Below are 23,586 nucleotides of genomic sequence, written 5' to 3'. Positions count from 1 at the left end.
TATGAAAATTTTTTCTCCATCAGGAACCCGAATAATAAGGGGCTGCCCCAACGTTTTGAGACAACCCCTTATATTTATGGCATCATTCTTTATGCCTTCACACTAATCGCCACCCCACCACTCGGTGCCAGCTTTTGCTTCAACACCGTCTTATTCGTTACTACAATTTTCTTTATCGTATACTTCTGTGGATTTACCTTCCAGCTGATGTCTTTATCATCTGCATATACAGTCGCCGTATACTTCTTACCCGCAGGCAGGAAATCGAACTTAATCACCGCCTCACGTGCATTTTCATCGGTAATACCACCAATATACCACTCATCTTTCCCTTTCGCCTTCCTGGCAATCGTAATATAATCACCCGGCTCTGCTTCCAGGACATAAGACTGATCCCAGTCTACCGCTACATCTTTGATAAACTGGAAAGCATCGGCAAACTTATTATAATTCTCAGGCAGATCTGCTGCCATCTGCAAAGGGCTGTACATAGTAACATACAATGCCAGCTGTTTTACAAGTGTTGTGCTCAGTTTCGCAGTGCTCTTACCATATACAGACAGGTTACCTTCAAAGATCCCTGGGGTATAATCCATCGGTCCTCCCATCAATCGCGTAAATGGTAATACGCAGGTATGGTCAGGCCTGTTACCGCCAAATGATTCAAACTCTGTACCTCTCGCAGATTCCTGTGCCAGCCAGTTAGGCCAGGTGCGGCATAATCCGGTTGGACGCACGGCTTCGTGGGAATCTACCATGATCTTATACTTCGCTGCTGTCTGTGCCACGTGCAGGTAATGGTTCACCATATACTGACCATCATGGTATTCGCTATGTGGCTGAATTGGACCTACATAACCAGTCTTTACTGAATTGTAACCATTGTCTGCCATAAACTGGAAAGCATCGTCCAGCTGACGCTCATAGCTGGTAACAGCAGATGTCGTTTCATGGTGCATAATGATCTTCACACCTTTCTGTGATGCATAGTTATGCAGTTCCGCTACATCAAAATCAGGATACGCTTTCGTAAAGCTATAGACATGCTCCTTTACATTTGCTGTATTATCTTCCCAACCTTCATTCCAGCCTTCTACCAGCACGGCATCAAATCCGTTCTTTGCAGCAAAGTCGATCATTTCTTTTACATGTGCTGTATTGGCACCATGATGACCATTTGGCTTTAAAGTTTTGTAATCGGTTTTACCAATCGTGATATCCTGGTAATCAGTATACTGCCAGGTAGATCCGCCACCGGTAAAGTATTCCCACCATACACCTACATATTTCACTGGTTTAATCCAGCTTGGATCTGCAATAGCACAAGGCTCATTCAGATTCAGGATCAGGGTAGAGGCCAGGATCTGGCGGGCATCATCACTCACCACAATAGTTCTCCATGGGCTGGTGCTACCGGTCTGGATATATCCCCTGTTCCCCAGTTTATCAGGAGTCAGGTGCGCACTTAATACAAAATGCTGATCATCTACATTCAGACACATTGCAGGATAATTCACCAGCGCCGCCTCATGGATATTTACATACAGGCCATCATCTGATTTCAGCATGAGCGGTGTTTGTACGGCCAGGTTAGGTGTTGGAGAATTTGCTGCCATTGGCTCCCTGGCTTTCGCGATCAGGGAACTGATCTCCGAAATTTTGGAAGTCACCGTTTCAAATTCATTCGTGTCATAGTCACCCGGCAACCAGAATGCTTTGTAGTCCTTAGCAAGGTTGAATTCAGTCATTTCATTCACAATAGTGAAGTGACGCAGATCCGGCTGGATCGGGAACTCATACCTGAAACCCAGGCCATCATTAAATAAACGGAACCGGATATCCAATGTCCTGCCGGTGCCTGACTGCGTCAGTTGTACGAACAATTCATTGTGGTAATCCCTGATCTCTTTTTGCTGCCCCCACACCGTCTGCCAGGTTTCATCGGCTGATTTAGCGGAAGTTCCTTTGATTGTAAAATCCTTACTGAGTGATCCCAATCCTTTGAGTTCAAAACCCAGTTTACTTTCATTGACGACTGTTTTGCCCTTATACTGTAAAGTGTATACGGGTACTCCATTGTTCAGTTTGAAATCTAAAATAAAATTCCCATCTGGTGATTTCAGCTCCTGTGCACTGACTGACAAAACAGACAGCAGCACGCATAAGCATGATAGATAAAAGCTGCGCATAATTTAAAATATTGACCTTTGTGTGTAAATCTAAAAGTATTCATGAGTGGTGCTTCAAACTATGACTGCCCCCTACCCCCTCATGACAGGCATCACCACCCCATCTGACGGCAGTCATTTCAGCAGCTGCAATATACTTATACTTTACAATCATTATTCAGCCACACAGGTAAAAGACCAGGAAGGAATAAGATGATAGGCCAAATTACCGGCTATTACACAACAACTGGACCGATATGGCAGAACTTAATTTTAAAACGAAATACACATTTACTATATCCTGATAAGAAAGGCCTGGTATTTACCGGGCCTTTCTTAATTTAATTATTGCCCTATATAAAGCAACCCCACCTGCCACATCAATCATCTATCCAGCCATTGCCTGAACAATGGCGCCTTTTCCTTACTGATAATAATTTCCCTTTCCGTATCCTGCTTCAACACCACCCGCAGTTTACTCACCGCATATTGTTTGATCACCTGGATACTATCTATATGCACAATATGCTGCCTGTTCACCCTGAAAAAAACATCCGGGTCCAGTTGCTCTTCCAGCTCATCCATACTCATATTCACCTGCAATTGCTCCCTGTCTTTCAATACCAGGTGCGTTCCCGTAATTGAATAATAAATGAAATCAATATTAGCACTGAGCACCGTTTTCAACTCATCTCTGACAGGAATCACAAAACGCGTACGATACGTATTCTGCCTTCGCTGCAGAACACCCAGCAACTGTTTGACCAACTCGCCCGTATCCTGCAACATCTTCTTTGACCGCACCTTTTCAAGCGCAACACCCAGGTCCTCCTTCTCCACAGGCTTTAGTAAATAATCCAAGCTATTGACTTTAAAAGCCCTTACCGCATACTCATCGTAAGCTGTGATAAACACCACCGGGCACTGTAACTGTACCTGTGGAAATATATCGAAGCTCAAGCCATCTGCGATCCTTACATCCATCAATACAACATCAGGATGGGGATGTTGCCTGAACCAGGCCACACTATCGGCAATTGTCTCCAGTGTAGCCAGTACTTCCAGTTCAGTATCCAGTTCTGCCAGCATCTTTTTTAATCGTGTAGAGTTAGGCCGCTCATCTTCAATAATCACTACCTGCATCGTTATATACTTTTTAAATCTACTAATGGTAATCTTACTTCAAACTGACCATCTTTATCATTTACTGTAACAGATTGCCCAAAAAGTAGTTCATACCTTTTTTTGATATTTTCAAGACCCATTTTTGTTGAAGGCAGTTCATTTGCAATTAACTGTATATTATTCCGCACTACCAGCTCATTCTCCTCGTCAGTAATCAGGATATACAAAGGCTGCGAAGGAGACGCGATATTATGTTTGATCGCGTTCTCTATCAGCAATTGCAAGGTAATAGGCGGAATCTCCCTGTTTTGATTCGCAGCGCTGATCTTCACATGAATGTCTACATTCTCGCCATGCCGTATCTTAATCAAAAAACGATAAGCCTCTATAAATTTCAGTTCTTCTGACAAGCTGATTACATCACTATTCAGGTTTGTAATCATATACCTGTAAACTTTGGCAAGCTTCTCCAGGAATGATGCAGCAAGTTTAGGTTCGTCTTCGATCAGTGCAGATAAAGTACTGAAGTTGTTAAAAAGGAAATGAGGATCCAGCTGTAACTTCAGCGACTGCAATTGCGCCTGCATGGCTATCTCGTTCAGCCTCGCAGCTTTTAGCTGTAATTCGGCGGCTTCCATCATGGAAGACTTCCAGAGCTTCAGAAAATAATTACCGGTATGCACGGCACTGATTACAAAAGCAACGATCACGCAGACCAGTGGAAATTGCCACTCATCAAGTTTATCGATGACAGGAGCTACCCCTTCTTCACAGGGAAAGAAAGTGGAATAAAACAGGTCTTCTGCTTTCAGGATCATGAACACCCCAATGATCAGCAACACTGTCTGGGTCAGCACGCGCACCAAAGGTTGCTTTTCCCATGGCAACCACCTGTCCAGCCAGCGGGCACAAGCCAGGCTCACTTCGGTAATAAAAAAAGATGTGAGCAGGCCAAAACCAGCTTCTTCTACATGCGTCATAAAGGAACTATGGTTCAAATACTCCCAATATTTCCCAAAGGGATTCATGAAATATGAGAGTGCCAGGTAGAGCAGGAAGCCCAGTGGTACGACTATGAACCTATAATATTTGTAAAATAATTTATCCCTTTCCATTTCCATTCATCGAAATTAAGTATTTATTACCACCCGGGGTCATGGGCTATGCTGTCTATCGGGTCTCTACTTCCACCCGCCTCCGAGGGCCTTGTACAACTCCACCGTCGCATTCAGCTGATCCCGTTTCACCGCTGCCAGATCCAGCTCACTCTGCAATGCATTGCTCTGTGCCGTGATCACCTCCAGATAATTTGCCATCCCATTCCGGAACAACAAATATGCACTCTGCTTTGCCTCCTGCAGGCGTGCTACCCGCTGACTTGTATAAGCATACTGCGCTTTCAGTTGCTCCACCTTCGCCAGTGCATTGCTTACCTCCTGCACCGCTGTGACTACCGACCGCTGAAATTCTATTGTATTTGTTTCCACAGCAACCTTTGCTATCTCCCACTCAGCCTTTAATTTTCCCCGCTGAAAGATGGGCTGTGTGATCCCTGCACCGATCGTTTTATACAAACTTCCGGGCAGGTCAAACCAGGTATCAGGTTTGAATGAATTGGCACCAAAAGAAGCCGTAATTGTCAGGGCCGGGTATAGCGCCGACTGTGCTACCCCTGCTCTTGCATTCGCTGCTTTCAGCGCCAGCTCTGCCGCATGTACATCAGGTCTGTGTTGTAATAACTGGGCAGGAATACCCGCCACCGGCAAAGTATCTGCTTCCAGGCGTTGCAGCTTAGTACGCAATACTCCTCCAGGCATCTCTCCCGTCAGTAATTTCAGGGCATTCTCCTGTATAGTGATCTGCTGCATGATCTGCGGTACCAGGGCCTGTGCAGCATGTAACTGTGCCGCCGTCTGCTCCAATGCAAGATTGGTGATGATACCAGAATTAAACTGCAACTGCATCATCTGCAGGGTACTATCCGTCAGTTCAATATTCCGCTGCGCCACCTCCTGCTGCGTATCCAGCATCAGGAGATTGTAGTAACCCTGGGCGACCTCGCTGATCACCCTCGTTTGTACAGCTCTCGAAGCTTCTGTCGTTTGCAGATAATCAGCCAAAGCAGCCTCTTTAAGACGACTGATCTTTCCCCAGCTCATAAGTTCCCAACTCAGGGATAAACCGGCGTTATAATCGTCTAAATAGCTGGTTTTGGTAAGCTGGTCTGCCAGTGATCCATTCAGACTGTTTTTGGAATTCCAGGTACGCGTTGCCGTCACGGACATATTCACGTCCGGTAAATTTCCCATGCGCGCGGCCTTCAGTGAATGCGAAGCGGATGCGATGTTCTGCAAAGCCACCCGGATATCGAAGTTCCTGTGCAGCGCGCTATCTACCAGTTGCTGCAATGTATGGTCCTTAATGAAAGCTTGTACCGGTATAACCGCGATATTATTCGTATCTAACGAAAACCCTTTATAGGTAGAAGGCAGATCCATTCCAGGTCTGGAATAATCCTTCCCCACCCTGCAGGCCATGGCCATGAGCGCCAGGCCCGTAACATATAAATACTTACTCATGGGCTGAAACTTTCTCCTGCAAATATTGAAATACGATGAACAAAACAGGTATGATGAAAACACCCAGCACTACGCCCGTCAACATGCCGCCGGCAGTACTGATACTGATGGAATGGTTCCCCTGTGCGGACGGCCCTTTCACCGTCATCAAAGGCAACAAGCCCACTATAAATGCCAGCGATGTCATGATGATCGGTCGCAGGCGCAGCTTAGCTGCTTCAATCGCGGCCGCTGCCAGGGCCTTACCAGCCTTCCTGCGCTGTACTGCAAACTCCACTATCAGGATAGCATTCTTCGCCAGCAATCCAATCAACATCACCAGGCCTACCTGCACATAAATATTATTATCGATCCCCATTATCCTGATTGAAAAGAATACGCCCAGTAAACCTGTAGGTATAGACAACAATACCGCTAATGGCAGAATATAACTTTCATACTGCGCTGCCAGCAGGAAATACACGAACAGTAATGCCAGTATAAAAATCATAAGCATCTGACTACCGGACGTCTTTTCCTCCTTACTCAATCCCGTCCATTCATAACTATAACCACCTGGAAGTTTTTCTGCTGCCAGTTTTTCTACAGCAGCAATCGCATCCCCTGTACTATAACCCGCTTTCGGCGCCGCATTCACGGAGATGGCATTGTACAGGTTATATCTTTTCAATACCTCCGGACCATATACTTTTTTTAATTTAATGATGCTGTTCACGGGTACCATGCTGCCCTGTTCGTTCTTTACAAACATGCCTTCCAGGCTTGCTGGCGTTGTGCGGCTTTCTGGTGCTGCCTGTACCATTACCCTGTAGTATTTCCCAAAGAGGTTAAAATCTGAGGCCTGGCTACTGCCATAACTGGTTTGAATATTGCTCATCAGGCTACTGATACTCACTCCCAGCTGTTTGGCTTTTACCGCATCCACCTCTATCATATATTGAGGGAAGTCAGCCCTGAACATGGTGAAAGCCATTTCTATTTCAGGTAGTTCCATCATCTGTTCAATAAAGCGGTTCGTAGTGGCACTGAATTTTTCTACAGATCCGCCGGTACGGTCCTGCAACATCAGCTCAAGACCATTGAAAGTACCGAAACCCGGTACTGTAGGCATTGTAAAAACATTGAAGGTACCTTCCTTAATTGTTGACAGCCGGGCGTTCATCTCATTGACAATGTCATCCCTGCTGGATACCGCGCCCCTTTCTGCCATCGGCTTCAGTTTGACAAAACCCAGTGCATAAGCAGGGCTGGCACTGTTACTCAACAAGTCAAATCCTGACACACTCGTGGCAGATTCAACTGCGTCATTGTGCTTAAACAAACTATCTGCTTTCCGCAATACCTCCGTCGTACGATCCAGGCCTGCTCCCGCCGGCAGAGAAAGTGAAAACGCGACAAGACCATCATCCTCATTAGGTATAAATCCTTTGGAAGTGGTATTCATCAACCAGACAGATGATGCGGTAATCAAGGCCAATGCACCCAGGCCAATCCATTTATACCGGATCAGGAATTTGACACTCCGGGCATACTTACTGGTAAGCGCAGCAAAACCCGCATTGAATGCCTGGTAAAACCTGTTCTTACCACTACTATGATTATTTTTCAAAAACAAAGCACACAGCGCCGGACTTAATGTCAATGCATTGAAAGCAGAGATCAAAATCGCAATCGCCAGCGTAAAGGCAAACTGCCGGTAAAATACCCCTGTCGGCCCTTCCATAAATCCTACAGGCAAAAATACAGCGGCCATTACCAGGGTGATAGATACGATCGCACCTGAGATCTCACTCAATGCCGATACCGTTGCCGCAGGTGCCGGCTGGTGAAATCGCTCCATCTTCCCATGCACCGCCTCTACCACCACGATCGCATCATCCACAACAATCCCGATAGCCAGCACCAATGCAAACAAGGTGAGCATATTGATGGAAAATCCCAGCAGCTGCAAAAAGAAGAATGTACCTATCAGTGATACCGGCACTGCAATGGCAGGAATAAGAGTAGAACGGAAATCCTGTAAAAACAGTAATACAATAATGAATACCAGTATAAACGCTTCTATCAGGGTATGTTTTACCTGCCCGATAGAAACATCCAGCTGGTTCTTGGTACTATAGATCACACCGTATTTTACACCCTTCGGAAAACCAGCAGAGGCCTTCGTCATTAACTTCTGCGCCGCTATCTGGATCTCGTTGGCATTGGAGCCGCTATTCTGGGTAATGGCAAGGGTCACAGCTTCATGGCCATCCATCTTCGTATCTGTATTATAACCGGCAGCACCCAGTTCTACACGGGCTACATCTTCCAGGTAAAGCACAGAACCATCTGCCGCAGCTTTGATAACCATGTGCTGAAACTGCTCCGGCTGATTAAATTTCCCGCCATAGTTGATGACATAAGACAAGGGTTCATGGCTACCTTCGCCAAACTTACCCGGCGCGGCTTCCAGGTTCTGATCCTGGATAGCACTGATCACTTCCGCAGCTGTAATATTGTGTGCCGTCAGTTTTTCAGGATCCAGCCATACGCGCATAGAATAATCCTTGGCACCAAAAATCTGTACCTGGCCTACACCGGGTATGCGTTTCAACTCCGGTACCAGGTTGATCTTTGCATAGTTTTGCAGGAACTTCTCATCATATTGCTTTGCATCTTCACTGTATACGTTGAAGATCATAATGAGCCCCTGCTGCTGCTTGACCGTGGAAATCCCTGCCTGCACAACTTCTGTGGGCAGGTAGCTGGTCACCTGGGCCACGCGGTTCTGTACATTCACTGCTGCCTGATCAGGATCAGTACCCAGTTTGAAATAAATGGAGATGCTGGCACTACCATCATTGCTGGCATTCGATTCTATATACGTCATATTCTCCACCCCATTCACCGCCTCTTCGATAGGTGTTACCACTGCGCGCATAACAGTGGCAGCATTACCACCCGGAAAACTTGCAGACACCACCACACTTGGAGGTGCAATGTCCGGGAATTGCGTGATGGGCAGCCGGCTCAGGCCCACCACACCTAATATGACAAGGATCACGGAAAGTACGGTTGCCAGTACCGGCCGCTGAATTATTTTATGCATAGATTATTACTTTGAGAATAGTCGCTTTGTAGCTGATTTGAAAAGCGCCAATTTTATTTCTTAATGACCGGCTGAATGGTGGTACCTTCCCTAATCGTCTCAACGCCGGTGCTTAGAATATGGTCTCCACGATGCAAGCCATCTGTTACAATGAAATATTTACCTGTGCTACCGGTAGTCAGGATCTCCTGTCGCTTCGCCACATTACCCGAATCCAGTTTATACACGAATCGCTTATCCTGCATTTCCATGGTAGCCGCTTGTGGAACCAGCATAATATGAGGAACGAGCTGGTTCACCCTTACCCTGCCGGTATTACCGGATCTCAATAAGCCTTCAGGATTAGGGAAGGTAGCGCGGATACTGATCGCAGCAGTACTTTTATTAAACTGCCCATCGATCATTTCTATTTTCCCCTGGTGCGCATAGGTGTCTCCGTTAGAGAGGATAAGATCTACAGAAGGCAGATTTTTCAATTGCTTACTAAAAGCAATAAAATCATTTTCACTCATGGAGAAATATGCATAGATCTTACTGATATCTGAAAGTGTGGTTAAAGCAGTCGCATCGGAACTGCTGATAAGGTTACCGGTCCTCCTGGGGATACGGCCGATATAACCACTCACCGGGGCTTTGATAAGTGTAAATCCCAGATTCACCCGGCTTGCTGCCACAGCGGCTTTTGCCTGTTCTACATTTGCTTTGGCAGCCTGTAATGAGGTTAATGCTGTTTTGAGCTGTATGTCTGAAACGACTTTATTATCTGAGAGGGGTCTGATCTTTTCAACTTCCAGTACTGCATTTGCTTCTGCTGATTGTGCAGCCCGCAGGGAAGCGACATCTTTTTCCAACTGCGCCTGGTAAGTACGGTCATTAATCTTAAAAAGGGGCTGTCCTGCTCTAACATAGCTCCCTTCTTCTACCAATACCTTATCCAGGTAACCGTCTACCTGTGAACGTACATCTACATTTTCCTTACCTTCCAGCTGCGCGGCATAGTCTCTGATAGTACGGGCAGTGGTGGTGTCTATGCGCAGCACAGGCAGTGCCGGGGTCGGTGCGGGTTCGTATTTCTCACCATTTGCCTTGCCGGACTGGCATCCGCCTGCAACATGACAGACCAGGAATGACGCCAATATTACCTGCATTTTACTGTTAGTCATCATCTTTGTTCCGGGCAGTTTTTACATTGCCCGGAACAAAGATGTAACTGAAAAAGTGGTATATTTTTACAAGCTCCCTGAACCGGAAAAAATGGATCACGAACCGGAAAAGGCTATTCCTGAACTACGACTTCTTCTTCCTTCAGGGCATCATTGAATTTTTTCACTGCTTTCTTATCTTCTTCAATTGCCGCAGGCAGGTTCTTACCATGGCACTGGCTATAAGGTTTCATGCTGCCACAGTAACATTTTGCGCCAATCTTTTTCCCTTCTGAAAGGAAGAGCAGCAGGTTATTGAACAGGGCATCGTAGTGATTATATACATTACCGGTATAGGTATTGAAGTTCACTTTACCATCTTCCAGCTCCGTACCATAAGGCAGCAGGAAATCCTTCAGATCTGCCAATGCAATCAGGTGATCTACCAGGGGGTTGTTACTAACGCTGACACGTATATGTTTCGCTTCAAGATTGATCGTATCATCAGGAATAAACAGGATCTTTTCAACTGAAACATGTGGGGTGTTTACAGCAATCAGATCGCCTTCTTCATTCTCCCATACCTCAGTAGGTTCTGCCTCACAGATGAACTCACTTAACCATACGGTCCACCCGCTTATCATGCGACCACCATTCGTGGCAATGCCTGGCTGCACCGGTACAATTTCATATTCATATTCCGATCCTACACGATCGATCAGCATCTGCACAGCGGCTGTTATCTCAATTGGACTTGTCATACTTAATTGTTAAAAAGTCCTGCAAGTTAAGCTAAACAATATCATTTTGCGCAAATGATTCCATTGACCCAACCTCATTGCATTCTTCTAAAATTGTAATAGCTGACCAAATAGTTATAGACTGCCTTTATATAATTCTTCGCAGCCGTATTCACAGATGTCTCCGTATCTAGCAGCGTACTATAAGATACCGTGCCCAGTTTATACAGCGCCAGCTGGCTATCATACAGGCTTCCTGCCAGCGCCAGGTTATTTTTTGCAGCCATGATATTCCCTTTGTTATTCACCAGGTCAGTTTCTATCTTGCTATATTCATAACCAAGATCTGCCTTTTGCTGATCATATTGCAATTGAATTTGCTTTGCCCTGATGGTGTATTCCCGCCTGCTCTTTTTGAATAATTCAGTAAGTGGCAAACTGGCCTTCAAACCTATATAATTATAAGGAGACCATAAAGGTTTACTATAATCAAATCGGGCGGATTGAAACTGGGAGGTATAATTACCGATAAAGGATACTGAGGGCAACCATAACAGATTACTCTTCTGCACCCGGAGCTGATTTGTTCTCTTCATAAAAGAAAGCCGCATTAATTCAGGACGGTCTTCTATATTGAAAACAACCAGCTGTGCCGCCTGCAATGTCTCCAATGAATCCGTCAATACCAGATCCGTATCTATATTCAACTGGTACTTCAATGCCCTGATAGCTCCCTCATATTGTTGCTGTGCATCCTGTAGGCTAATACCCGCGTTCTCATAATCGGTGCGGGCTTTTAATACATCAGACGCCAGGATAGTATGTAAGCGTTCTTTATCCAGCGATACATTTAAGTATTCCCGGAACCGGTTTGCACTTTCCTGCACCAGCCTCAACTCCTGTTGCTTCAGGATCACATTCAGGTAGGCTTCCACAATTTTATTCCGGATGCTTAGCTCCTTCTCCAATTCCTTTGCCTGTTCTTCCTGCACTTCCATCGTGGCTATCTTCGTATCTATCTTTAATCCCGGCTTAAATAAGGGTTGTGAGAGCTCCAGGCTATACATCGTCCAGTTCTTAGTACCCACTTCAATCTTCTCACTCCCGGCTCCATTAAAACCATCCAGCACCATGGTTTCCAGCTTTGTATTATACCGCACTTCTCCATTGGCACGCAGATCAGGCAACCAGGCCTCGCGCGATCTGGTAATGTTATTTTTCGCCAGTACTACATCCAGTTTATTCGCCTGCACATCAAACCGGTTGCGAAGCCCGGTCTCCAATGCCGCATTCAGTGAAATACCAGTCTGCCCATAAGAATTGACAGCCACCAGCAATAATATAATTATCTTTTTCATTACATTCTAAAAATTTGAACGGGTTCCAGTCTGATGATCTTTCTCATAGAAAATAAACTACCAACAAGACTGATCACTAAAGTGGAGATGAATAAAAAGAGGATCGTTCCGGAAGAGTAAACAATGGGTTTATTTGCCATCGCCATGAGTGCCTGCAGACCATACAGCGTAGCCATTGAGATCACAAAACCAATCACTGCATACAATACAGCCTGCTGAAAAATAAACCAGGCAATCAAGCGGTTTCCTCCTCCTATGGCTTTGATCGTACCATAATCACGAATGCGGTCATTGATAGCAGCAAACATAGTCAGGCCCACAATGATCAATCCGGTTACTAATGAGAAACCGACCATCAGCATAAAATTCGCTACAATGCCACTGGCTTTTTTGATATATTCGATGGAAGTAAACGCGAAATCTTTGCCCGTATATGCTTTCACAGCAGGAATAGTCCGGTTAATCGCATTCACAATCCGGCGTTGCAGGATCGTATCAGGTGTATTACTTTTGATCAGGTAGGCACTAACATGATTCGGGCTAAATTTCGCTAAGTGCCTTGCACAATCGATAGTTGTGATAATGTTCATCACACCCAGACCTGCATTATTCAAAGAAATACCGCTGATCTTTACTTTGAGATCATTGATCATTAGCTGATCATTCATCTGTACGTTTTCCATATTCTCCAGGTCATCCGCATCCACGATGATTTCCCCTTCATGCAGTGCTGAACCGGGATTGTAATGCTTTGGCGCACCTGCCATCTCCGGAGATTGTACGCCCACAACAGATACTGCACCTGTGGCACCTGACTTAAACTTACAGGTACCACCTGTCACAATCACAGGATAAACATGTGCTACACCGGGAATAGATTGCAACTCATACCCGACCCGCTTGTCAATATTCACTAATGAACCGGAAGAAGTGGTTTTCTGATCCACCACATAAATGTATTCCTCATTGTCTTTGGTAATACCCAGACACTGATCCAGGATGGAATCGAGAAAGCCCAGTTGCGCGCCGATCAGGAAAATAGAGATCACAATACCACAGAGGATGCCAATCAGTTTAGTCTTGTCGTATACAAGAAAACGAAACGCTGTATTCCACATAATCGTTTATTTAAGGTATATGGCACAATCCACCCGGTTATTAATACCCACCGGTGCAGACAAGCGGATCTTTACTTCTTTGACACGCCTGTCCTCGACAGTGTTCTCATCAGAAAACAGGGATTTCTTTTTTAAGAAGCCGGCTACATAGATCACCGTACCTTCTGCCATCTTTGCTCCGCTGGATTGTGAAAACACAGCTGCTTTCATCCCTTCGTGCACCTGGTCTGCAAATAACTCATCTACCTCCGTACACGCGATCAGGGGTCCTCCCGGTGCAAACTGCCCCAGCTTTTGGCCCTGCGTGATAAAGTCTCCCTTATGTACATCCCATTGTAAAACCTTCCCATCAAAAGCCGCTTTAATCACCTTATCAGACAAAATGCTTTTACGGTACCTGATATTAGCATTGATTTCCTGTAGTTTGCCTTTTTCCTGCTGGATGTCTGACCTCAATTTTTCATAATCGATAGATAGCTTCTCTACCTTTGCCTGACTGTCTTTCAATGTCTGTTCTGCTATCCCCTTAGCTGCATATAATTGCTCATTCAAAACCAGGTCAGCCCTGGCCTTATTCAGCTCACTAAGCACGCTGCCAGCATGTTTTTCAGCAGAAGTGACGGCCGATCCCTGCGTATGGATTTTACTTTCTTCCACCTCCAGTAATGCCTGATCTGTCGCACTCTCCAAAGTCAGCAGCGTAGTACCTTGTGTTACAAGCTGGTTTTCCAGTGCATTAATCGCTGTAATACAGCCACTGGCATCCGCATATACGTACAGCAACCCTTTCTCGGGTTCAATCCGTGCAATACCGGCTATTTGATGAATACTATCCGCATCCGTTTTTATCTTAGCCGGCTGCTCATTTCCGCCGCATGAAAACAATGCCATCAGGCAAGGGATATAAAATAATTTCGTTTTCATAGTTGTGTTACTTTTCCATTATTAATTTCAATTGTTCTGTCTGCGTACTTTGCCAGGCGGGGATCGTGGGTGACTACCGCCAGGGCTTTCCCGCTGCGGGCAAGGAATCTCAGTTCCTCCATCACCAGGTATACGCTCTCTTTATCTAAGGAGGCAGTAGGCTCATCACAGAGAATGATTTTGGGGTCGGTGACAAGCGCCCTTGCAATGGCAATACGTTGCTGCTGTCCGCCGGACAATTGCTTCGGCAATTTCTTCCGATGCTCCAGCATGTTTACTTTATCCAGCGCATCCCGCGTCCTCGCTTTAATTTCGGCTTTGCCCAATCCCTGCATTTGTAGTGGGAAAGAGATGTTCCCCTCTGCACTTAGTGCTGCCAATAAATTGAATTGCTGGAACACAAACCCGATAGTATTCAGGCGGAGCTTCGCCATCTCTTTCGCTGAGAGATGATTGGTTTGCCGGCCATCAATTTCGAGGATGCCTTCAGTCGGATTGATAAGGCAACCTAAGAGGGATAATAAAGTCGTTTTGCCTGAACCCGATGGACCTATGATCAGGAGCAATTCACCGGCATGCATGTCTACCTGGCACGTTTGCAGGGCCGTAAATTTCCCCGCGGGTGAATCATACACTTTGTTGGCATTCATTAATCGCGCTATCATAACTTTCAATTACTGACACAAAAGTATTTGCACGATTACTATTAAAATATCTACCTTCGGCTAAAAAATAGCCCTAAAAGGTCAAAGATGAAAATAGATGCATCGAAGCGCACGGGAATCCTGGAATCCTTTGCCAGGCAATTAGGAGCCGCTTATGATAATGGGAAGGTGGTTATTCCATCTAAATACGGGCAGGGCTTCCTGCAAGGATTCTTCTTTGATGAACAGATCCGGCTAATGATCAGGAACTATGAAGTGAATGAAGACTTTGTCATCAAACGCACTTTTGAGAAACACCCCTCTAATCTGTTATTCTTCCAGTTTCAGTATATCACCTCATCAGTACAGATCACCACGCAGGGTATCAATGCAGAGATGTTCGTACCACGCAAGATCCGCCAGCAATCAATCACCATGCTCGTTGATGCCGGCTATCTCAAAATGCGGATGGGGGCGCAACTTAGCAGCCCTATTCTGAAAACAATACTGGAGAATAAACAACCCCTATTTTTTGAACAACTCATCTCCCCCGCCTTACAGCAAATAATGCAGGAGATGATGCGGGAAGATATTCCCCTCATGTTTCATCAATATTACTTCAGGGTAAAAGCAGAAGAGCTGATCGGGGCATTGTTCATGGAACTGGTAAAAAGAGAAGAGGTACCGGTGTATTCATTGAATATGGCAGACATCAAAGCAATCTATAAGGTAAAGGATGCCCTGGTTACAGCAGGCGATACCTTTCCTTCCATCCCTGTATTGGTAAAGATGGCCAATATGAGTGAATCTAAAATGAAGCGTTTATTCAAACAGGTCTTTGGCACGAATGTCTTTAATTATTATCAATCCATTCGCATGCAGGAAGCTGCCCGCCTGCTAAGCGAAGAAAAGCTTTCTGTGTCAGAGGTAGGATATAAACTTGGATTCTCCAATATGAGCCACTTCACAAGGGCATTCGAAGAATACATTGGCATGAAGCCTAAAAAGTACAGCATGCTACGAAGAGGTGCCTCTTAGTTAAAAAATCAGCAGCTCATTAGCCAAACAATGCCCCATATGTATTAAACTATTGCACACTATCTCAAAGAATAGTAGATTTGTATCATTATGTCAGCAATTCATTTCTACAAATACCAGGGTACCGGCAATGACTTCGTCATTATGGACAATCGCGGGGGCCAATATGATTCTCTCACTGAAGAGCAGGTTCACTTCCTCTGCGACCGCCGCTTCGGCATCGGTGCAGATGGCCTGATGCTACTCAATAACTACGAAGGCTATGACTTTGGTATGAAATACTATAATGCTGATGGCCGCGAAAGCAGCATGTGTGGCAATGGAGGCCGTTGTCTCGTGGCATTTGCCCGCAAGATGGGGCTGAACAGCGAAGTACTCCGCTTCATGGCAATTGATGGTCCGCACGAAGCCACCATGAAAGGTACCGATTGGGTGAACCTGAAAATGCAGGACGTAAAGGGAGTAGAAATCGGCAATCTTTACTTTTACCTGAACACCGGCTCGCCTCACTTTGTAAAGTTTGTAGACGATGTAAAAGCCCTCGACGTATTCGAAGAAGGCAGGCAGATCCGCTATAACGATCGATTCAAAGCTGTTGGCACCAACGTAAATTTCGTTCAGCCTACTGATAATGGCATCTTTGTACGCACTTACGAAAGAGGCGTGGAAGATGAAACCTATTCCTGTGGTACCGGCGTTACTGCCGCTGCCCTCATGACTTCAGGCACTGAAGAAAAAACTTATACCGTACCCGTACAGACCCTCGGCGGAGGCCTGGAAGTGCGCTTTACCAAAACCGGCGAACGTGAATATGAAGACATCTGGCTGTGTGGTCCTGCTACCCTCGTTTTTGAAGGAGAGATCCCTACACCGGCTAAATAAGAATTTTGGTTGTACAGTGCTGCTTCCTGCTTCATTGAAGGAGGAGGCATTCATCCGGCTGAGTAAAATAGCCGGATGCACCATTCTTATGCCAGACAGGGAAAGGGTCTTGAAAAAGGAAAGCCGGATCAGCGCCTGCACCGTATTACTGTCTATGCACTTTAAAAAGAAGAGCACAGGATGTTTGATACTTTTGAAGGAAAAGACCCTGCGACTGCTTAGTGGATTCACCGGGTGTACCGTACTGGTACCTGATTCATTTAAAGAGACAGCTGCGCCAAAAGAGGCCGCCATTCTACCAATTAATATAATTCCCGCCGCCGCAACAAAGGCCGGCACCTTAAATCCATTGCCTATCCCCACCCGGGAACCAGCCATCATTCCCCTCAGCACCCGTACCGTTCGCTACCCACGCTTCCTCCACCGCTATAAAACCACCATCCACGCCATTAATTAATAATAAAGCAATATGCTTTCCTATTAATTATTCTACCTTTGCGCCCGGATGATCCAATACTTCAAAAATATAGACGCACGCACAGTTGAGGTAAAAACCCCTGAAAACGGTGTTTGGGTGAACATTACCCCGCCCCTCAAACAAGCTGAGTTTGAACAGCTCTCCGATGAGCTGGACATTCCGCTTGACTTCCTCACCGACTCCCTCGATATTGACGAAAGATCCCGCTATGAGGTGGAAGATAACGTGAAACTCATCGTTATCAAAACGCCGACGGAAAACAACTCGATCAATGAAAGTGATGCTTATTATATCACGATCCCTATTGTGATCATTCTTACGCATAACCAGATTATCACTGTCAATTCATTCAATAATGCCGCTATTAATAAGTTCCTGAACACCTTCCATAACCGCCACCCAGAAAAGCGGAATATGATGGTACTAAAGATCTTTGAGAAAGTGGTCATGAACTTCCTCGACTACCTCAAGGAAATTAACCAGCGCAGAAATGTATTGGAACAGAAACTCTACGACAGTAACCGAAACGAAGAACTGCTGTATATCATGCGGATCCAGAAAAGCCTGGTGTACTTTGTAACGGCCCTGCGGAGTAATGAGCTCTTACTGATAAAACTGGAGCGGACAAACATCCTCGGTCTGAACGAAGATGAGAAAGAGTTTTTGCATGACCTGATCGTAGATACCTCCCAGGCACTTGAAATGGCAAACGTATATACGAACATTCTGGGTAGTTCTATGGATGCATTTGCAAGTATCATTTCGAACAACCTGAACATCGTGATGAAACGCCTGACTTCAATTACGATCGTACTGACCTTTCCCATGCTGGTGGCAAGTATCTATGGAATGAATGTGGACATACCGTTTCAGCGGAATGCACATGCATTTTACATCCCGGTAATGATCTCCATTATCATATCTGTGATCATCAGCTGGTATTTCATGAAGAAGAAATGGTTTTAATTGCCCGGCACAACACATTTTTATGGCAGCTATTTTCAACGTACGGGTTTATGGCATTATGATCAATGACAACAAACAAGTACTCGTTACTGATGAATACATCAAAGGCAACTATTTTACAAAATTCCCCGGCGGCGGGCTGGAATTCGGAGAAGGCACCCTGGAATGCATCATCCGTGAATGGAAAGAAGAATTAAACCAGGATGTAAGCGTAGTAGAACACCTTTACACCACGGACTTCTTCCAGATCTCGGCCTTTGATAATGAGTCTCAGATCATTTCAATTTATTACCTGGTCAAACCACTCTCTCCATTTGTTGCGCCGCTGCTGAGCAAACCTTTTGATTTCGTCGTACCCGAAGGTGTAACAGATGTTGAAGCCGCACGCTGGATTGACTGGGATGATTTTTCTGCGGCATCAGTACACCTGCCCATTGATAAAGTAGTAGCTACTTTGATAAAATCAAAATACCAATAAACAATTTGGGCTTTTCAATAAGATAAAATCCACCTTATCGAAAAGCCCGGATGCTTTTTAAAAATATCTTTTATCAGGCCATTTCCTGCCCCATCGCTGCCTTTTTCATCCGCTCCGTTGTCTCCTTCCCTAAATATTTCTCCACTCTTCCCTCCAAAAAATAAATCAATGGCGTCAGCGCTATCGCCATAATAAACTTATACGTATAATTCACCACACAAATCGCCAGCACCTGCTGCCAGCTCCAATCCTTCCCTATCTTAAACGCAATAAATAACACGATAAAACTATCCACCAGCTGACTGATAATTGTAGATCCCGTAGCCCTCAGCCACACATGCTTTTCACCCGTCGCTTTCTTGATCCTGTGAAACACCGTCACATCCACAATCTGGCTCACCAAAAATGCCATGATACTCGCAAATATGATCCACATACCCTGACCAAATATACTCCCAAATGCATCCTGCATATTCGGTACCCCGTCCTGCGCACTGGAACCCAGCCACCAGTCAGCCGCAGGCACTTTAATGGCAATGTAAAACATCAGGAATGCATAAGAGATCAAACTCACCGCAATGTAAGAGATCCTTCTCACCGCCTTTGGCCCAAAGTACTCATTCACCACATCCGTCAATACAAACTCCAGGGGCCATAATAATACACCACAGGTGAGGTTGAAGGACAAACCCGGGTACCCAAATATCGTAAAGGTATGAACGGGCACCCCCAGCAACCTTTCCAGGGAGAAGATCTTCCCGCCTATACACTCCGCAATCAATGCATTTGCCACGAAGAAACTACAGAAGATCACGAAGAGTCTCGTCGGCTTATCCTTTAGTAAATTGTTAATCATCAGAAAAGAAAGTAGAGTTGAAAGAGAAAGATAAGAAGATTGATCGCTAAAACAGGAAATAAAATTGAAACACCAATACTAAAAGGTTCAACACAAACACATAAGCCGGCAATTCTACCAGCCTCACTTTATGCCTCAGCAACATAACAACCGCAATAACCAGCGTGATCAAATTCAATGGAAACGCCACTATCAGCCCCATGGGCAGCACAAACTTCAGCAGCTCACTGAATTGCCCATTAAAATCAATGTATTGTGCCACCTCAGCCAGCGCGAAACACAGGTTGCAGATAAAAGCCAGTTTTAAAAAGAATCGTAACCTGTCCATATTGAAATTTCGGATAAATTACAGTTATTTTGCTTTCTTCAAAAAAAATTTGTGATTGGCATGGTTTATTCCGTGCTGGTCTAAATTAGAAAAACACAACAGTCCATGCAAATTGCCATTTCAGTAGTCATATGCTCTTATAACAGGGAAGCCTATATTATACAGGCCATCGATAGCCTGTACCAGCAGGACCTTGACAAAAAACTGTATGAGGTGATTGTGGTCGATAACAACAGCCAGGATAACACCGCTGAGAAAGTAAAAGAATATATCGCTACACATCCGGACATGCAGCTCTCCTATCACCTCGAAAAGAGACAGGGCGCGTCTTACGCACGCAATACCGGGGCAGAACTCTCCCACGGCCGCCTGATCTGCTGTATGGACGACGATGCCGTGGCAATGCCCGGCTACCTGCAAAATATCATCACCTTCTTTGACACCCACCCCGACGCAACCGGTCTCGGCGGCCGTATCATCCCCAGGTATATTCCCGCCGAGCCAAAGTGGATGTCGCATTACGTATCCTCCCTGGTAGGGAATTTTGATTATAGCCCGGAAACAAAACCGTTTGACAACGGCCGCTATCCACTGGAATCCAATATGATCGTAAAAAGAGAGGATTTCTTTGCCATAAAAGGGTTCAATACCAGTCTGCCAGGGGTAAAAGGTACCCTGAGGATCGGTGGCGAAGGCAAGGAATTTTTTTATAAATTAATTGAAAGAGGGGGCATTATATGGTATGACCCTACAGTGATTGTTCACCATGTGGTAGAAGTGAAGAAACTCACATCCGAGTATATGTACCGGGTCGCTTCCGGCATCGGTCGCGGCGAAAAGGTGCGGATGAAGGAAAAAGGCGGCGGAGCAACCTTTAAGAAAGGAATAGAGTACTTATTTAAGTTAGGTGCAAGTGTGGTGATAGGCGGATATTACCTGTTACAGGGCAGACCAGCCAAGTCATGGCCGGTGATCCAGTTCAGGATCGATGTGTTGAAAGGGTTCTGGGAACCAGTGCATTTGCCTGAATCACACTAAAAAAAGAAAGCTTTATAAAACGTATTCCATTTAAAAACAAGCATCTTTTTTATGCATTGCCCTTTTTTAACCTGGAATCCTCCACCTATTACATATTCCATAATATATTACCTTTACGCACTCATAAATAAGTACATTACTATATGAAACCTGATTGGTCCAAGAAATTCCTGCCACATATCATCGCTATCGGCGTACTATTGTTGCTGGCAATCATCTATTGTAAACCAGTGCTGGACGGCCAGGTCCTCGCACAGGGCGATAATATCCAATGGCAGGCCATGGCCAGGCAGTCGCTTGATTATAAAGCCGCCCACGGCCAGGCCCCTCTGTGGACCAACAGCATGTTCGGCGGAATGCCAGGCTACCAGATCGTTCTTGAAAGCCGCGAGCCTTTCAATATCTCCGATCTCGGTAAAGTCTTCACCCTCTGGATGCCCAAGCCGATCAACTTCTTCTTCCTGGCGGGCCTCTCCTTTTACCTGCTCTGCTCCGTATTAGGCACCCGCTCCTGGATCGGCCTGCTCGGTGCTGTGGCCTACGCCTACTCCAGCTATGATCCCATCATCGTTGGCGCCGGTCACGACACCAAAATGATGGCCATCGCATACATCCCTGCGGTACTCGCCGGTGTTATCCTGCTCACGCAAAAGAAATACACCATAGGCGTTGCCGTCACGGCCCTGTTCATGTCGCTCCTCATCGCATCCAACCACATGCAGGTTACCTACTACTTCCTCCTTCTGCTGGGCGTACTTGGAATCGTATTTGCCGTATTCATGATCAAAGCAAAAGACTTCAAACACCTCATCATCACAGGTGTACTCGTAGTCGCTGCCATTGGTCTGAGCGCTGCTGTAAATACCATGTCCATGTGGACTACCTACGAATACTCTAAAGAGACCATTCGCGGCGGTAAATCAGAACTCACACAGAAAGCTGCTGATACCAAAGGCAGTGGTCTGGATAAAGAATACGCGTTCCGCTGGAGCTACGGTATCTTTGAAACCTTCACATTCGTAGTGCCTAACCTCTACGGTGGTAGCTCACAAGGTGAACTGACCGACAACTCCGAGACCTATAAAACATTGAAAAGCCTGAACGTATCTGACCAAGAGGCCACCCGGATGACCAAAGCATGGCCTATGTACTGGGGTGACCAGCCAGGTACCTCCGGTCCGGTATACCTGGGTATCATCATTGTTTTCCTGGCAATATTCAGCTTCCGCCTGATCAAATCATGGCATAAATGGTGGATCCTCGCGATCTCCATCCTGGCTGTACTCATGTCTTTCGGTAGCAACCTCGCATTCTTTAACTATGCGCTGTTCGACTACCTCCCATTCTACAATAAGTTCAGGGCACCCAGTATGGTCCTGATCATTCCCCAGCTCACCCTGGTAATCCTGGCGGTACTGGGATTACAGGCATTGCTCAACCCGGAACTGAAGAAAGCTGACCTGGTCAGCAACCTGAAAAAATCAGGGATCATCATGGGCGTTATCCTCGGTATCTTACTGATCCTGTCAGTAACCCTGAGCTGGTCTAATAACTCAGACCAGATGATGGCACAGCAGTTCAAGCAAATGGCAGGTGGCAGCGATGATATCGCAAACCAGCTGATGCGCGCACTGCATGCAGACAGAGCTTCCCTTTACAGAAGCGATGTATTCAGAGCGATCATCCTGTTTGCACTGGCATTCGGCCTGATCTGGTATTACCTGAAAGATAAGATCAAACTGCAATGGCTCGCTGCTGGCCTGATTGTACTGGTATCTTTTGACCTGCTGCAGGTAGATACCCGTTACCTGAACGCCAATAACTACGAAGAAGAATCCAAATACAAGGGTAACTTCAGCGCATCTCCCGCTGATCAGCAGATCGCTGAAGATAAAGATCCTTATTACAGGGTGTTCAACGTGACCAAGGGCGATCCATTCAGCGATGCAATGACCTCTTACTTCCATAACTCTGTAGGTGGTTATCATGCCGCGAAACTGATCCTCTACCAGGACCTGATCGAAAACCAGATCAGCAGGAATAACCTCAATGTGCTGAATATGCTGAATGCAAAGTATGTGATCGTACCGGGTCAGGGCGGCCAGCAAATGGTACAGCGCAATCCGCAGGCACTGGGTAATGCATGGTTTGTGAAAGACATCGTATGGGCACCAAATGCAGATGCGGAAATGAAAACACTGGACAACCTGAATACAAAGGATTCTGTTGTAATAGATCAGCGTTTCAAACCTGCTGTAAAAGTACAACCGGTGTACGATTCAGCAGCCACCATCGCATTAGTAAAGAACGATGTGGATGAGATCAGCTATACTTCCAATGCAGCGACGCCTCAATTCGCCGTGTTCAGTGAAGTATATTATAAAGAAGGATGGAAAGCATATATTGACGGTGCAGAAACTGAATATGTAAGAGTAAACTATGCACTGAGAGGCTTAAGCGTTCCAGCTGGCAAACATGAAATCGTATTCAAATTCCATCCAAAGAGTTTCTACCTGGGCGACCAGATCGGTTTCGTCAGTTCCCTCATAGTAATGTTGTTGCTGATTGGCGCAGCAGTACTGGAGTTTAGAAAGAAGAAAGTAGCCGCTTAATAAAGCACTGCAAATAAAGCA

The 23,586-nt window shown here is 45.7% G+C and carries 20 protein-coding genes; 7 read left to right on the top strand and 13 right to left on the bottom strand.

The annotated features are described in order from the left end of the window. Positions 1-89 precede the first annotated feature (89 nt). The 11 genes from U0033_RS01220 to U0033_RS01170 all read right to left on the bottom strand — a co-directional run bounded on the left by U0033_RS01220 (position 90) and on the right by U0033_RS01170 (position 14,910). The gene (locus tag U0033_RS01220; protein WP_072357392.1) at positions 90-2,189 is read right to left on the bottom strand and encodes a glycoside hydrolase family 97 protein; all 2,100 of its coding nucleotides are present in this window, start codon (positions 2,187-2,189) and stop codon (positions 90-92) included. 363 nt (positions 2,190-2,552) lie between these two features. Further along, positions 2,553-3,311, bottom strand: coding sequence for a LytR/AlgR family response regulator transcription factor (locus U0033_RS01215; RefSeq protein ID WP_072357391.1), 759 nt, complete (start codon positions 3,309-3,311; stop codon positions 2,553-2,555). 2 nt (positions 3,312-3,313) lie between these two features. Beyond that, positions 3,314-4,414: a sensor histidine kinase gene (locus tag U0033_RS01210; RefSeq protein WP_072357390.1), complete on the bottom strand. Its 1,101-nt coding sequence runs from the start codon at positions 4,412-4,414 to the stop codon at positions 3,314-3,316. A gap of 60 nt (positions 4,415-4,474) precedes the next feature. After that, complete coding sequence (locus tag U0033_RS01205; RefSeq protein ID WP_072357389.1) at positions 4,475-5,872, bottom strand: TolC family protein; 1,398 nt, start codon at positions 5,870-5,872, stop codon at positions 4,475-4,477. Further along, positions 5,865-8,963 carry an efflux RND transporter permease subunit gene (locus tag U0033_RS01200; RefSeq protein ID WP_072357388.1) on the bottom strand — a complete coding sequence of 1,033 codons (3,099 nt, stop codon included), beginning with the start codon at positions 8,961-8,963 and terminating at the stop codon, positions 5,865-5,867. Before U0033_RS01200 ends, U0033_RS01205 begins: the two co-directional genes overlap by 8 nt. Before the next feature lie 53 nt (positions 8,964-9,016). Beyond that, positions 9,017-10,129 carry an efflux RND transporter periplasmic adaptor subunit gene (locus U0033_RS01195; RefSeq protein WP_245801715.1) on the bottom strand — a complete coding sequence of 371 codons (1,113 nt, stop codon included), beginning with the start codon at positions 10,127-10,129 and terminating at the stop codon, positions 9,017-9,019. Positions 10,130-10,239: 110 nt separating this feature from the next. Further along, positions 10,240-10,866, bottom strand: a complete 627-nt coding sequence (locus tag U0033_RS01190; RefSeq protein WP_072357387.1) for a hypothetical protein — start codon at positions 10,864-10,866, stop codon at positions 10,240-10,242. Positions 10,867-10,940: 74 nt separating this feature from the next. After that, entirely contained in the window at positions 10,941-12,203 is a 1,263-nt protein-coding gene (locus U0033_RS01185; protein WP_072357386.1) for a TolC family protein, read from the bottom strand. Then, positions 12,203-13,321 (bottom strand): ABC transporter permease, encoded by a 1,119-nt coding sequence (locus tag U0033_RS01180; protein WP_072357385.1) that lies wholly within the window; start codon positions 13,319-13,321, stop codon positions 12,203-12,205. Before U0033_RS01180 ends, U0033_RS01185 begins: the two co-directional genes overlap by 1 nt. Before the next feature lie 6 nt (positions 13,322-13,327). Continuing rightward, the gene (locus U0033_RS01175; protein WP_072357384.1) at positions 13,328-14,245 is read right to left on the bottom strand and encodes an HlyD family secretion protein; all 918 of its coding nucleotides are present in this window, start codon (positions 14,243-14,245) and stop codon (positions 13,328-13,330) included. Continuing rightward, positions 14,242-14,910: an ABC transporter ATP-binding protein gene (locus U0033_RS01170; protein WP_072357383.1), complete on the bottom strand. Its 669-nt coding sequence runs from the start codon at positions 14,908-14,910 to the stop codon at positions 14,242-14,244. Before U0033_RS01170 ends, U0033_RS01175 begins: the two co-directional genes overlap by 4 nt. 87 nt (positions 14,911-14,997) lie before the next feature. On the opposite strand from U0033_RS01170, the gene U0033_RS01165 reads away from it, so the two are divergent. The 5 genes from U0033_RS01165 (at position 14,998) to U0033_RS01145 (ending at position 18,731) form a co-directional block, all read left to right on the top strand. Then, positions 14,998-15,927, top strand: a complete 930-nt coding sequence (locus U0033_RS01165) for a helix-turn-helix transcriptional regulator (RefSeq protein ID WP_072357382.1) — start codon at positions 14,998-15,000, stop codon at positions 15,925-15,927. Between the two features lie 90 nt (positions 15,928-16,017). Then, positions 16,018-16,809 carry a diaminopimelate epimerase gene (gene dapF / locus U0033_RS01160; RefSeq protein ID WP_072357381.1) on the top strand — a complete coding sequence of 264 codons (792 nt, stop codon included), beginning with the start codon at positions 16,018-16,020 and terminating at the stop codon, positions 16,807-16,809. Next, entirely contained in the window at positions 16,778-17,266 is a 489-nt protein-coding gene (locus U0033_RS01155; protein WP_177318543.1) for a hypothetical protein, read from the top strand. The genes dapF and U0033_RS01155 overlap by 32 nt, the downstream gene beginning before the upstream one ends. A gap of 48 nt (positions 17,267-17,314) precedes the next feature. Further along, a complete protein-coding gene (locus tag U0033_RS01150) occupies positions 17,315-18,253 on the top strand; it encodes a magnesium transporter CorA family protein (protein ID WP_072357379.1) in 939 nt (312 codons plus the stop codon). A gap of 22 nt (positions 18,254-18,275) precedes the next feature. Beyond that, positions 18,276-18,731, top strand: a complete 456-nt coding sequence (locus U0033_RS01145) for an NUDIX hydrolase (RefSeq protein WP_072357378.1) — start codon at positions 18,276-18,278, stop codon at positions 18,729-18,731. A gap of 73 nt (positions 18,732-18,804) precedes the next feature. Here the strand turns inward: U0033_RS01145 and U0033_RS01140 are convergent, their stop codons facing one another. Both U0033_RS01140 and U0033_RS01135 read right to left on the bottom strand, forming a co-directional pair. Beyond that, positions 18,805-19,587 carry a queuosine precursor transporter gene (locus U0033_RS01140; protein ID WP_072357377.1) on the bottom strand — a complete coding sequence of 261 codons (783 nt, stop codon included), beginning with the start codon at positions 19,585-19,587 and terminating at the stop codon, positions 18,805-18,807. Between the two features lie 46 nt (positions 19,588-19,633). Then, entirely contained in the window at positions 19,634-19,915 is a 282-nt protein-coding gene (locus U0033_RS01135) for a hypothetical protein (protein WP_072357376.1), read from the bottom strand. Positions 19,916-20,020: 105 nt separating this feature from the next. Here U0033_RS01135 and U0033_RS01130 point away from each other — a divergent pair, with 105 nt between their 5' ends. Together U0033_RS01130 and U0033_RS01125 are read left to right on the top strand one after the other, a co-directional pair. Next, the gene (locus U0033_RS01130) at positions 20,021-20,953 is read left to right on the top strand and encodes a glycosyltransferase (RefSeq protein WP_072357375.1); all 933 of its coding nucleotides are present in this window, start codon (positions 20,021-20,023) and stop codon (positions 20,951-20,953) included. Positions 20,954-21,096: 143 nt separating this feature from the next. Continuing rightward, positions 21,097-23,565: a YfhO family protein gene (locus tag U0033_RS01125; RefSeq protein WP_072357374.1), complete on the top strand. Its 2,469-nt coding sequence runs from the start codon at positions 21,097-21,099 to the stop codon at positions 23,563-23,565. Positions 23,566-23,586 lie beyond the last annotated feature (21 nt).

Origin of the sequence: Chitinophaga sancti (assembly GCF_034424315.1) — a bacterium.
GTDB lineage: Bacteria > Bacteroidota > Bacteroidia > Chitinophagales > Chitinophagaceae > Chitinophaga > Chitinophaga sancti.
This window is presented reverse-complemented; position numbering and strand designations above follow the sequence as displayed.